Source organism: Nocardia donostiensis (assembly GCF_002081715.1).
Classification (GTDB): domain Bacteria; phylum Actinomycetota; class Actinomycetes; order Mycobacteriales; family Mycobacteriaceae; genus Nocardia; species Nocardia donostiensis.
Window position 1 is genome coordinate 1 of sequence record NZ_MUKP01000024.1, and the last position, 11729, is coordinate 11729.

Annotated in this window: 11 protein-coding genes; 4 read left to right on the plus strand and 7 right to left on the minus strand. The window is 67.6% G+C overall.

Going from position 1 to position 11729, the window contains the following annotated elements; all coding sequences use genetic code 11:
- The 4 genes from B0T44_RS16570 to B0T44_RS16585 form a co-directional block, all read right to left on the minus strand.
- Positions 1 to 219, minus strand: a 219-nt coding sequence (locus tag B0T44_RS16570) for a flavin reductase family protein (protein ID WP_176219225.1), incomplete at its 3' end; no start/stop codon positions are given.
- Positions 220 to 257: 38 nt separating this feature from the next.
- Complete coding sequence (locus tag B0T44_RS16575) at positions 258 to 1472, minus strand: SfnB family sulfur acquisition oxidoreductase (RefSeq protein WP_077116740.1); 1215 nt, start codon at positions 1470 to 1472, stop codon at positions 258 to 260.
- Entirely contained in the window at positions 1469 to 2587 is a 1119-nt protein-coding gene (gene sfnG / locus B0T44_RS16580) for a dimethylsulfone monooxygenase SfnG (RefSeq protein ID WP_077116741.1), read from the minus strand. The genes B0T44_RS16575 and sfnG overlap by 4 nt, the downstream gene beginning before the upstream one ends.
- 142 nt (positions 2588 to 2729) lie before the next feature.
- Complete coding sequence (locus B0T44_RS16585) at positions 2730 to 4109, minus strand: styrene monooxygenase/indole monooxygenase family protein (protein ID WP_077116742.1); 1380 nt, start codon at positions 4107 to 4109, stop codon at positions 2730 to 2732.
- A 151-nt stretch (positions 4110 to 4260) separates the two neighbouring features.
- Here B0T44_RS16585 and B0T44_RS16590 point away from each other — a divergent pair, with 151 nt between their 5' ends.
- Complete coding sequence (locus B0T44_RS16590) at positions 4261 to 4758, plus strand: GAF domain-containing protein (RefSeq protein WP_077116743.1); 498 nt, start codon at positions 4261 to 4263, stop codon at positions 4756 to 4758.
- Positions 4759 to 5036: 278 nt separating this feature from the next.
- Here the strand turns inward: B0T44_RS16590 and B0T44_RS16595 are convergent, their stop codons facing one another.
- Positions 5037 to 6266 carry an acyl-CoA dehydrogenase family protein gene (locus B0T44_RS16595; protein WP_077116744.1) on the minus strand — a complete coding sequence of 410 codons (1230 nt, stop codon included), beginning with the start codon at positions 6264 to 6266 and terminating at the stop codon, positions 5037 to 5039.
- Positions 6267 to 6484: 218 nt separating this feature from the next.
- On the opposite strand from B0T44_RS16595, the gene B0T44_RS16600 reads away from it, so the two are divergent.
- From B0T44_RS16600 to B0T44_RS16610, 3 genes are all read left to right on the plus strand, one after another.
- On the plus strand, positions 6485 to 7630 hold the full coding sequence (locus tag B0T44_RS16600; protein WP_077116745.1) for an LLM class flavin-dependent oxidoreductase: 1146 nt from the start codon (positions 6485 to 6487) through the stop codon (positions 7628 to 7630).
- A gap of 31 nt (positions 7631 to 7661) precedes the next feature.
- Entirely contained in the window at positions 7662 to 8189 is a 528-nt protein-coding gene (locus B0T44_RS16605) for an ABC transporter permease (protein WP_254854187.1), read from the plus strand.
- A 291-nt stretch (positions 8190 to 8480) separates the two neighbouring features.
- Positions 8481 to 9044, plus strand: coding sequence for an ABC transporter substrate-binding protein (locus tag B0T44_RS16610; protein ID WP_077116746.1), 564 nt, complete (start codon positions 8481 to 8483; stop codon positions 9042 to 9044).
- 94 nt (positions 9045 to 9138) lie between these two features.
- Here the strand turns inward: B0T44_RS16610 and B0T44_RS16615 are convergent, their stop codons facing one another.
- Positions 9139 to 10575: an LLM class flavin-dependent oxidoreductase gene (locus tag B0T44_RS16615; protein ID WP_077116747.1), complete on the minus strand. Its 1437-nt coding sequence runs from the start codon at positions 10573 to 10575 to the stop codon at positions 9139 to 9141.
- A gap of 111 nt (positions 10576 to 10686) precedes the next feature.
- The gene (locus B0T44_RS16620; protein ID WP_077116748.1) at positions 10687 to 11493 is read right to left on the minus strand and encodes an aminotransferase class IV family protein; all 807 of its coding nucleotides are present in this window, start codon (positions 11491 to 11493) and stop codon (positions 10687 to 10689) included.
- Positions 11494 to 11729: the final 236 nt, after the last annotated feature.

An 11729-nucleotide genomic window follows, 5' to 3' on the forward strand; every position in this document is an offset into this window, starting at 1 on the left:
GAGCCGATCGACCTGGGACAGTCGCTGCCAGGTCGCCGAGGTGTTCTGCACACAGAACGACACCAGCGGTGGATCCAGGGATACGGGAACGAACGTGCTCACCGCGATCCCGTATCGTTGACCGTCGATCTCCGCGCACACTGCCACCACCCCGCTCGGAAAGTGGGCGAAGGCGCGGCGCAGGCCGACACCGTCGGGAACCTCGGAGAGATGAGTCATGGTTCGTGGTCCTCTTCTCGTTCTCGTGCGGCTGCCGGTCAGATGACGCCGTGCAGCGGCGGCGGGGTGCCGTGCACCAGTGACCGACCGATGTGCTGGTACTTCCAGCGGACCGGATCGTGCAGGGTATGAGTGCGGGCATTGCGCCAGAAGTGGTGCAGGTTGAGCCCGGCCGCGGCGCTGCGGGTGCCGCTCACCTCGAACAGCGCACTCGATACCTCGGTGGCGGCACGGTCGGCGAGCACTTTCGCCGTGGCCACCGCGATCGATGCCGCGCCCACTCGGTCCGGCGCGTTCCGGGCGGTGTCGACTGCCGCCCCGGCAGCAAGCAGGGCGGCCTCGGCAGCGGACACGCTCACAGCGAGCTCACCGACCCGCTGGATCACCAGCGGATCGTCGACAGCGCGTGCCACCTCGGCCTCGAACCACGGCCGGCTCTTGGTCCGGACGAACTCGGCAGCGGCATTCAGCGCCCCGCGCGCGATACCGGCGTCGATGGCTGCGTGCAGGAGCTGCGCGAACGCGCCGTACGCGGTCGGGGCGTCGACTGCCGCGGACCGATGCACCAACTGGTCCCGGTCGACCACGACGCTGTCGAAGACCACCGTCCCGCTGCTGGTGGTGCGCTGGCCGATACCGTCCCAGTCGTCGACGATCTCCACACCGGGTGTGTCGGCCGGAAGGTAGGCGATGTATTGGCCCGACACCAGACCGGAACGCTCGTCCGGGTCGTCGAGCCGGGTGAGCACCGCAAGCAGATCCGCGAACAGCGAACCGGTGCAGTAGTACTTCACGCCATCGATCCGGAATCGGGTGCCGGTGTCGATCGGCCGCACGGTGGTGGCGATATCGGTGACCGTGGCGCCGCCCCGCTCGGACTGGGCGTTGGCGATCCGGGCGCCGGACAGCACCTGCCCCAGATATCGGTGCTGCTGGCTGTCGGACCCGGCCAGTTTCAGCAGGTTCACGTAGACGAAATGGCTGTGCGGGATCTGCGCGATATTCGGATCCGCGACGGCGAGCACCCGTACCACTTCGGCGAGCTCGCTCGGCGGCAGATCCGCTCCACCGAGCACGGCGGGCACGGTGATGGCCAGCAGACCGCTGGCGGCCAACCGATCCATCTCCGCGAACGGCAGTTCCCGCTCGCGGTCGCGGTGGGCGGCGCCGGGCGCGAACTCTGCCGCCATACGCGCGGCGACAGCGCGGGCCTCGTCCGCCGAGGTGATGCGCTCGGCCGCGACGACGGTCATCGGCCCGCGACCGCGACGGGGATGTGCGCGGCCTCCAATTCCCGGGCCAGCGGAAGCACCGTGGCGCCGAAGTATTCGATCTCTTCCTGAAAGTGCAGGAATCCGCCCAGGATGAGATCCACGCCCAGGTTGCGGTAAGCGACGATCCGTTCGGCCACCTGTTCCGGGGTGCCGATCAGCTTCGTGCGGAAACCGTCGTTGTACTGGACGAGGTCTTCGAAGGTGGAGTCGGCCCACATGCCCTTGCGGTCCCGGGTGGCGGCCCCGGCCTGTTTTACGGCATCACGGAAACCCTCCACCGCGGGCTTATCGGCCTTGGCGATGATTTCGCGCAGGGTGTCATGGGCTTCCTTCTCGCTGTCGCGGACGATGATGAAGCCGTTCAAGCCGAACTTGACCTCGCGATGGTGTTCGCGAGCGACAGCGCGCAGATCGTCGAGTTGTTCGGTGACACCGTCGAAATCCTTACCGTTGGACAAGTACCAGTCGGCGTACCTGCCACCGTTGCGTCGTGCGGCGGTCGAATTACCCCCTTGGAACAGGTCGGGATTCGGCCGAGCCGGCGAGTTGAGGGGTTTGGGCTTCAGGGTGAAATCGCGGATACGGTAGAAGTCGCCGCCGTAGTTCACGTTGTCCTCGGTCCAGATCTTGCGGATCACCTCGAGAAATTCCGCGCTGCGGCGGTAACGTTCGTCGTGCTCGAGCCAGGGCTCGCCGAGCGCGGTGAATTCCCCGGCGAACCAACCGGATACGACATTGATGGCGAAACGGCCACCGGACAGATGGTCGGCGGTGGCGCCGAACTTGGCGAGCACCGCCGGATGCCACAGCCCCGGGTGGACGGCCGCGATCACCTTGAGGCGTTCGGTGGCGCCCAGCAGCGCGAGGCTGAACGAGGTCGACTCGTGCTGGTATTCCGCCCCGTAGGAGGCGGTGTAGCGGACCTGGGAGAGCGCGTAGTCGAAACCGCTGCGTTCGGCGGTCTGCGCCAGCTTCTTGTTGTAGTCGAAGTCCCAGCTCGTGCGCTGCTCCACAGCACTGGTGACCAGACCGCCGCTGACATTGGGCACCCAGTAGGCGAACTGGACCTGATCGGTGATCTTCTCGGTGGTCATCCCTGCTCCCGCCGCTGCCGTGGAACTCCTCGAATGGGCGCCGGGCCTGGCAACTGGTGCCCGACGCCCATTCAGTTCACCAGTGCCGGGAACCGGATACGAGGGTTTGAATCGGCCCGATCGGATTGCCCGAGCCCGCCGGTCAGGGACCGGTGGATGCCGCCGCATCGTAGGTGGATCGGGCGAAACGGCCGGCGGGGCGGAACTTTTCCAGTAGCGCGCCCGCGTCCTCGCCGGTGATCTTCGTGATGTAGGCCTGTGCGTCCTCGGTCGAGTTCACGTCGAGGAAGGGTTGGGGCCGGTGCAGCAGGCCGACGAGGGCGGCGGCGAACCGCGGATCGACCGCGGCGGCGGCGAAGAACTGGTTGCCGATCTCACCGAACTCCGGATCGCTCAGGAACAGTCTGGTGACTTTCGCGGCAGCGTCCGAACGGGCCGCCAAGAACGATTCGTACTGGTTTCTCAGCCAGGCGGCGTCGAACGGGCCCTCGTGGTCTTTGACCGCGGCGACCAGCCGCTGTGCTTGGATGAGACCGCTCTGCGCGCCCTGTCCGGCGATCGGATCGTAGGCGACGGAGGCATCCCCCAGCGACGCCACCGTATGACCGGCGGCGGTAGTGCCGACACCAGCGCGCACGAGGGGCCGTACAGCACCCTTCAGCCACGAGTGCGGATCGGAGTCGATCACCTTGGTGGCGAGCACCTCGGGCAGATCCCAGTCGAGGTAGTCGCGATACAGGTCTTGCACGATCCGGTGCGCCGAGACAGCGGAATCGGCGGCGGCGAAGCGCTTCTCCCAATCGCTGCCCGGTCGTGCCCATCCGAGGAACGCCCAACTCGGGCCGACGTCCTTGTGCAGATAGGGCCCCCACCACCCCTCGCCCTGTTCAGCCAGGATGGAGAACCCGCAACGCCCCCCGCCGGCTGGACTGCGGTGCGCGAACACCGATTCGTCGTAGCCGAGGCCGGTGACGGTCACGGTCAGCACGCTGCGCTGCGGCGCCTCGTAGACGGTGCGCGTGGTATCGATCGGGAACAGGTCGGACAGACCGCCGCGACCGGTGGCGATCAGGGTCAGATCGTTGGTGGCGGCGATGGCGTCGACCGTTTCCGGGGTCACCTCGTCAACGATGAACCGGCCGCCCCGCTCGACGAAAGCGTCGAGCCGTTCCCCGGCTTTGAGTCGGGTGTCCACGGCGAGCCCGACATATCCGTCGAATTCGCCGTCGAAGGCGATGAGCTCGTCGCCGCCGCCGGCGATCCGGACGGTCAACCCGCTGTGCAGCGGGGCGCGGTCCCGGTAGGTGGGCAGGCCGAGGGCTTCCTCGGCGTCCTGCGCCTCACCGAAGATCAAGGCGGTGCCGGTCGCGGGGACGTTGTTACGCAAGGCGTCCCGGTCCAGATTGCTGTACACGGTGACGTCGAAGCCGATGTCGAGCAGTCCGAGCGCGGCGGTGGCGCCGGCCTGGCCCGCGCCGATGATAGCGGCCTTACGGTTTGTGGAGGTGTGCTGAGATGTCATACGACCATCGTTGTGCCGTCCGGTGTGTCGCCAGAGAGTTGCGATCACCGAGAAATCAATAGCGGAAACCCGTTTACCACAGGCTTTTACGCGCACACTCCGCATCGGTCGCAGCATCCGCGCGCCGGGCCGCCCAGTCTACGATTCGACCATGTCGTTCCGTGCCGAAACCCTCACCGGAGACCGCGCCGAACAGTATCGGCAGCTCGCCGATCAGGCCGCGGCGTTGGTTGCCGGCGAGGCCGACCGCATCGCCAATGCCGCCAATCTGGCCGCCCTGGTGTATCACGCCCTGCCGGAGGTGAACTGGGTCGGCTTCTATTTCTTCGACGGCGCCGAACTCGTCGTCGGACCGTTCCAGGGCAAACCGGCCTGCGTACGCATCGCCCTCGGTACGGGCGTGTGCGGAACCGCCGCCGTCACCCGTCGCACCCAGCTCGTACCCGACGTGCACGCTTTCCCGGGGCATATCGCCTGCGACGCCGCCTCCCGTTCGGAGATCGTGGTGCCGCTGGTACGCGGCCACGAACTCGTCGGCGTCTTCGATCTCGACAGCCCCCGCCCTGCCCGGTTCGACGACCTGGACCGGCGCGGGCTCGAGCGAATCAGCGAGGTCTTCCTCGACTCGCTCCCTCCACCCGGCTCGTAGCCGTACCACCGTGCAGACCGGTACGACGAGGCGCCGATTCTGCCGGAGTGGGCCGACGGCGGTACCCCGCCGGGTGGCGGCCCGGCGCTCGGCTCGCCACCCGGGCACGATGCGCCGACAGTCCGAGAAAGGAGCAGGGGCCGCGCCCACGAGGACGGCGGTCCCAGCGACAACTGCGTATCGAGCGACCGGAGCCGGAACGACCGCGAACAACCCGCCGGTGTTCCACACAGGTCGCGGGCGGCACAGACGACCGGCGTCGAGCTCGGCGAACCGGCTTACTCGGTCGCTGCTCGGCTCGCTCCGGAGGTCCGCTCCCCCGCACTCCACGCGAACGGCAGGTCCGCGCCGTTGAGCAGGTGGTCACCGATCGCGCGGGCCTTCTGGATCGCCGGATTGTGCACCGAGACGGTGCGAGCATTACGCCAGTGCCGGTCCAGCCGCAGCCGTTCGGAGGTGATGGACGCCCCGCCGACATCGAACAGCTCGCTCGTGGCGGGCAGTACCGTATCGATCACGGCGAGCTGCGCCTGCGCAGCCGCCAATTCGACCTCCACCAGCGCTTTTTCGTCTTTCACGCCCGCCGCCAGCACCTCGTCGAGCAGTTCGGCCACGGCGAGGACGGTGGCGCGGGCGCTGAACGCGGCGGCCGAGAGCCGGCCGATGATCTGTTGCACGAGCGGATCGTGGCGGGGCAGATCGGCGGCGGAGTGGGTGTAGCCACGGGTGCGTTGCGCGACCCATTCCCGCACATCGCGTTCGGCGCGCTGCGCGATGCCCGCGAGCACGGCCAGCTGGATCAGTTGGAGGTAGGCGGTGGCGTAGGTCGGTCCGGCGGCACCGTATCCGGGTCCGAGGATCTGTTCCTCGTGCACGGCGACATCGGTGAACTCGGTGGTGCCGCTGGCGGTGAGTCGCTGCCCGAAGCCGTCCCAGTCGTCGTGCTGACGTACCCCGGCGGCGTTCGCATCGACCAGCACCGCGACCCGGTCTCCCGCCCGGTCGGCGGCTACCAGAATATGGTCGGCGTACAGCGAACCGGTGCTGTAGTACTTCACCCCGTTGAGCAGCCAGCCGTTCCCGTCGGGCGTCAGGCGGGTCCGGTATCGGTCCACCGCGCCCACGCCGGGTTCGGTGATGGCATTCCCGACGAGCGTCCCCTCGGCCACGGCGCGCAGCCAGTGGTCGCGCCGCGGACCGGTCTCGGCGGACAACTGATCCTCGACGAACACCCAGTGCACACGTAGTGCCTGCGGCAGATTCGATTCGGCCGCCGCCAGTTCGATCAACTGCCGGAACAGTTGCCGCACACCCGCGCCGAAGCCACCGTATTCCACGGGGACGCGCAGCGCGCCGAATCGCGCCGTGCGCAGCCACCCCACCTCGTCGTAGGCGAGTCGGCGGTCGGTTTCACGGTCGACCGCACCGGCGGCGATGCGCTCGTAGATCGGAGTGAAGATCTCGTCGAGTTCGGCATCGGAGATCGATCGTGCAGCGGTGGAAGTCATTCGCTCACGATGGCCGGAGACGCCGCCGGCCTCACCGGTTACGCGCACCGCGATCGAAATCCCGCACCTTTCCGTCCCGGCCGTGCAGTTAAGAATCGGGCCGATTCGAACTGGTGACCGGATGGGCCGGCGGCACCACAATCGGGGGTCGTCCAGGCTCGACGCTCGGCCGAGGACGCATCCCCCCGGCATCTGTATGCCCCGAAGGAGATCTGAGGATGAGCCTGTCGTTCCACTGGTTCCTGCCCACCTACGGCGATTCGCGCGGTCTCGTCGCGGGCGGACACGGAACCGCCATGTCCGGTGACCGGCCCGCGTCGCTGCGCTATCTGAACCAGGTCGCGGGCGCTGCGGAGGAGAACGGTTTCGAGGCCGTCCTCACACCGACCGGGGCCTGGTGCGAGGATGCCTGGCTCACCACCGCCATGCTGGTGGAGACCACGGAAACCCTGAAGTTCCTGGTGGCGTTCCGTCCCGGCCTGATCTCCCCGACGCTCGCCGCGCAGATGTCGGGCACGTTCCAGCGGCACTCCCGTGGCCGGTTGCTGCTGAACGTGGTCACCGGCGGTGAACCTCACGAACAGCGCGCCTACGGTGACTTCCTCGACAAGGAGCAGCGGTACGAACGCTGCGGGGAATTCCTGCACATCGTGCGGGAGCTGTGGCGTTCCCGGGAACCGTTCACCTTCGAGGGCACACACCTGCAAGTCCGGGACGCGTTGCTGAACAACCACCCGGACCCGGCTCCTCCCCTCTTCTTCGGCGGGTCGTCCGCTCCCGCCGGGCCGGTGGCCGCCCGATACGCCGACACCTATCTCACCTGGGGCGAGCCACTGTTCGCGGTGAGCAAGAAACTCGAATGGGTTCGTCGCCTCGCCGTCGACCACGGTCGGCAGCTGAGCTATGGGCTGCGCATCCACGTGATCACCCGCGACACCTCCGAAGCGGCGTGGGCGGAGGCAGATCGGCTGCTAGAGGGCATCGATCCCGGGGATGTGGAACGGGTACAGGCGAATCTGTCCCGCAGCGAATCCGAAGGGCAGCGTCGCATGGTGGAACTGCACGGCGGGAACACCGACCGGCTCGAGATCGCCCCGAACCTGTGGGCGGGCGTCGGCTTGGTGCGCGGCGGAGCGGGGACGGCGCTCGTCGGCTCCCATGAGGAGGTGGCCGAGCGGCTCATCGAGTACTCGCGGCTGGGCATCACGCATTTCATCCTGTCCGGCTACCCGCATGTCGAGGAGGCGTACTGGTTCGGCGAGGGTGTGCTGCCGATCCTGGAGCGGCGCGGACTGTGGCGGCCGACGGTGCGCCGGGCCGTGCGGCCCGCCGCCGCCCCGTTCGCGGCGGCGCCCACCAGCTGATGCCCATGACCGGTATCGAGTGGAGCACCCGGTGAGCACCACAGCGGTGACCGAGCCCGCTGAGGCGGCATCACCACTGCCGCGAACAGCGCGCCGTCGGCGGAAACGGTCGGCTGCCAGAGGTTGGGCGGTGCGGCCGGTATTCCGCTCGATCGATCCGAACCTGATTCGTGCCGCGCGCTGCCTGGGTGCCCGGCCGGTGGACGTGCTGCGCACCGTGGTGATGCCCGGAGCGCTGCCGTATATCTTCACCGACCTGCAGATCGCCATGGGCGTGGCATGGTTCTCGCTGGTGGCGGGCGAGATGATCGCAGGCGAGTACGGGCTCGGCTACCTGATCAACACCTCCTACACCACAACCCGGTATCCCACCGTCGTGATCGCGATGATCACCCTCGGGCTGGTGGGATTCGCCTCCAGTGAGGTGATCCGCCTGGGCCGTGGCTCACCACACTCGACAACGTGCTGTTCGGGCCGCGCGCCCGAGGCCAGGACGATCCCGGAACCCGCCGCAGGGCCAAGGATCTGCTGGCCCGGATGGGGTGGCCGAGTTCCATGACCGCTACCCCGGCGAACTCTCCGGCGGGATGCGTCGACGTGCGGAACTGGCGCGAGCGCTCATCAACGAACCCGCTGTCCTCGTGGGAAGCAGTAAACGCGCCACCCGCGACCTGCGGATCGTCTCGACTCTCGGAGGTGGCCCGATTTCGCCACCCAGCAGGAGGCCATCGGCTGGTTCGACGGTAAGACCGTCGCCACGCCGCACGGCAGTTGCACCGATCGCATCGCGCAGTCGGGTTTCGAACAACTCGGTGTCCGGCCCGGTTCGTACCTGAATCGGAGTCTCGACGTGATCACGTCGAATTTCGAGAGCCGCAAGATCGACGGCGCGATCGTCTGGGAGCCGACGGCCTCCAAACTCGTCAACGCGGGATCGGCGAAACGTGTCGCCAGCGGCGCGTTCGCCGATCAGTTCGACGGCGGGTTCATGCTGATGGACGAGGAATTCCTGGATACCCGCCCGGATGCGGCCAAAGGCTGGTTACGGGCCGAACTCGACGCCCAGCGGTTCCTTGCCGCTGCGGCGAACGCCGACGAGATCGTGCGGCTCGCCCAGGAACAGACGGAAGGCTTCTCCGACCAGGATCTGCGCGACTCCCTTTACCGGGAGTGGCCCACAGCCCAGGGCGGTAGCCCCGGCGGGGTGCGGCTGCGACTCCCCTTTGTCCCCACCGGGGACAGCGCCGCTCTCGTCGACACCGCGGCGGAGTTCCTGTACCGGATCAAATCGATTCCGGCGCCCGACCTTCCCGAGGGCGCAGTCGATCCCGAACCGGCGACGACAGCGCTCGACGAGGCCGGTATCGACCCGGCGGAGGGAGTCGGCGCGGTCGTGGCCGGTCCGGGACGGTAGGCGCGCCGGGGCCGGGGCGGCAGGTACCGCAATCTGGTCTCGTCCCGGCCCGGAGACGCACCGCCCGTTCGTCGGTCGGCAGCCGACCGGCATCTCACCCGGTCGCCGCCACCGCCTGGCGCGGCTCGCGGGACAGTTCGTCGGGCAGGACGGTCGAATCCGGTGCGCCGAGGCGGTAGCGGGCGCCGCGATGGTCGTCCGGCAGCCGATCGCCCGCGCCGAACAGCTGGTCGCGCAGGGTGCCCGGCTCGTACTCGGTGCGGTACGCGCCCCGTTCGGTCAGGACCGGGACGACATAGCGGACGACGTCCTCGAACGTCCCCGGCGTGATCGCATACGCGAGGTTGAATCCGTCCACGTCGGTGTCCGCGGCCCATTCCTGCAACCGATCGGCGATCGTCTCCCCCGACCCGACGAATACCGGTCCGACACCGCCGATCGCGGCGAAGCGCCCGATATCGCGCACCGTCCATTCCCGGCCCTCGTCGTCGGACTCCTGGAACGCCGCCACGATGGAACGGATCGCGTTGCTGTGTACCTCGCCGATCGGGTCGTCGAGGTCGTAGTGGGACAGGTCGACACCCATCCAGCCGGAGACGAACACCAGGCCGCCTTCCACACTCGCGTAGGAGAGGTACTCCTGGTGTTTGCGCCGCGCGGCCTCGTCGGTCGCGTCCGGAACGAGGGTGGCCAACGCGTAGATCCGGGCGGCGTACCGGTCCCTGCCCGCGGCCACCAGCGCGTCGCGCACAGTACGCACGGTCCGCGCGAGCACCCGTTTCGACGGTGCGGCCACGAAAATCGCCTCCGCGTTCTCGGCGGCGAACCGTACGCCGCGGGATGAGGCGCCGGCCTGATAGATCACAGGGGTGCGTTGCGGAGACGGTTCGGACAAATGGATCCCCGGTACCGTGAAATGCTTTCCGCCGTGCCCGATGTGGTGCACCTTCGCCGGGTCGACGTAGACGCCCGCGGCGGCGTCGCGTACCACCGCGTCGTCTTCCCACGAACCCTCCCACAGCTTGTAGAGCACCTCGAGATACTCGTCGGCCTGGTCGTAGCGCTCGTCGTGGTCGAGTTGGTCGGCCGCGCCGAAATTGCGGGCCGCGGACGGGAGGTATCCGGTGACCACGTTCCAGCCGATCCTGCCTTTGGTCAGATGGTCCAGCGTGGACAGGCGGCGGGCGAACGGGTACGGGTGTTCGAACCCGGTGCCGGTGGTGACACCGAAACCGAGATGGTCGGTCACTGCCGCCATCGCGGAGACCAGTAGCAGCGGGTCGGCGACCGGGATCTGCGCGCCCTGGCGCAGTGCGGCCGTGTCGTTACCGCCGTATACGTCGTAGGTGCCAAGGACGTCGGCGATGAATATCCCGTCGAAACGCCCGCGCTCCAACAGTCGCGCCAGGTCCGTCCAGTAGGTCAGCTCCTTGTACTGGTGCGACCGGTCGTCCGGGTGACGCCACAAGCCGGGTGACTGGTGCGCAACGCAATTCATGTCGAAGGCGTTGAAACGGATACGACGGGTCACAGGCGTTTCCTTCCGGTGAGTGTGCTGGTGAAGGTCATGGCTTCACCCTCACCGCCACCGCTGCCCCAGGCACTGGTTGGGCGCACCGTGATCGAAACACGCCCAGTGGCCCTACAGACGGGTAAGGGGTTCTGCTGCATATACGTCGTGCAGAAAGCCGACAAGGTCGGGTCGCACCGGCAAGGACGTGTCGCCGATGCGGTGCACAGCTGTTCCCGCTGTCCAGGAGTTCATGACCACTGCTGCGTCCAACTCTCTTACCGCCGCCGGGGTGATGGGGCGAATGTCTTGCGGCACACCCCTCTCGGCGAGCTGGCGTCGAACGATGCCCATCGTGGTCCCGGTGAGGATTTCGCCCTCGGGCCAGACAACGGTGTCACCGTCGAAGAATGCCAGGTTCCAGATGGACGCTTCGGTGAGCTTGCCGCGTCGGTCCGTGAATGCGGCGTCGTCGAACCCGGCTTCGCGGGCACGGCGCATGAAAAACGTCTTGGCACCCTCGCCGACGTGCTTGATGTCGGGCATGAATCGCTCATGCTCGAAAACCGCCAATGCCAGCGGCCCGGCGGGACCGTCAGAAGGCGGTCCGGTTCGGATCAGCGTGTGGAGCGACGGCGGTCGTTCGTCGTTGGTGAACTCTCCGTTCGCATCGAAGACGGTGACCGTCAGAGAGGCATCCGGCGGCGACGAACCCACTGCGCCCCGCAGATCGTCTCGGATCTGCTCGTTCGGCAACTCCGCACCGAAAAGCTTCCTCGAGGCCGAAGCCAGCCGCTCGAGGTGCAGATCGAGACCGCGAACCCCGCCGTCGCGGACCTGCATCGCCGTGAAATGCGCGAACCCGGCGAATGCCACCCCGGACAGCAGGTTCGGGTCAGCCGGTTCACCGTCTACCACGGTTGAATACTGGACAGCCATGGGCTCGAACGTAGACCTTGACGCCAACGTCAAGGTCAAATCGAGCCCGGCGCCAGAAGGTCTCACCCGAGACACGAAGCTGAGCCGACCGTGGCCGTCACACGCCAGATGGTTTTTCGTGGTCGGGCCCCGAGACCGTCAACAACGGCTCGATCGAGCGCCACCGTTCCTCGGTCAACTCATACCTACGCGTCACGACCACACATCGAATCGAACCGGCACCTCGACCGCGCAAG

What these genes read in the sequence shown, in the direction of transcription:
- sfnG (WP_077116741.1), bottom strand. Translation starts at nt 2,587, where the DNA reads ATGACCACCGAGAAGATCACCGATCAGGTCCAGTTCGCCTACTGGGTG.
- B0T44_RS16595 (WP_077116744.1), bottom strand. Translation starts at nt 6,266, where the DNA reads ATGACTTCCACCGCTGCACGATCGATCTCCGATGCCGAACTCGACGAG.
- B0T44_RS16585 (WP_077116742.1), bottom strand. Translation starts at nt 4,109, where the DNA reads ATGACATCTCAGCACACCTCCACAAACCGTAAGGCCGCTATCATCGGC.
- B0T44_RS16575 (WP_077116740.1), bottom strand. Translation starts at nt 1,472, where the DNA reads ATGACCGTCGTCGCGGCCGAGCGCATCACCTCGGCGGACGAGGCCCGC.
- B0T44_RS16600 (WP_077116745.1), top strand. Translation starts at nt 6,485, where the DNA reads ATGAGCCTGTCGTTCCACTGGTTCCTGCCCACCTACGGCGATTCGCGC.
- B0T44_RS16620 (WP_077116748.1), bottom strand. Translation starts at nt 11,493, where the DNA reads ATGGCTGTCCAGTATTCAACCGTGGTAGACGGTGAACCGGCTGACCCG.
- B0T44_RS16590 (WP_077116743.1), top strand. Translation starts at nt 4,261, where the DNA reads ATGTCGTTCCGTGCCGAAACCCTCACCGGAGACCGCGCCGAACAGTAT.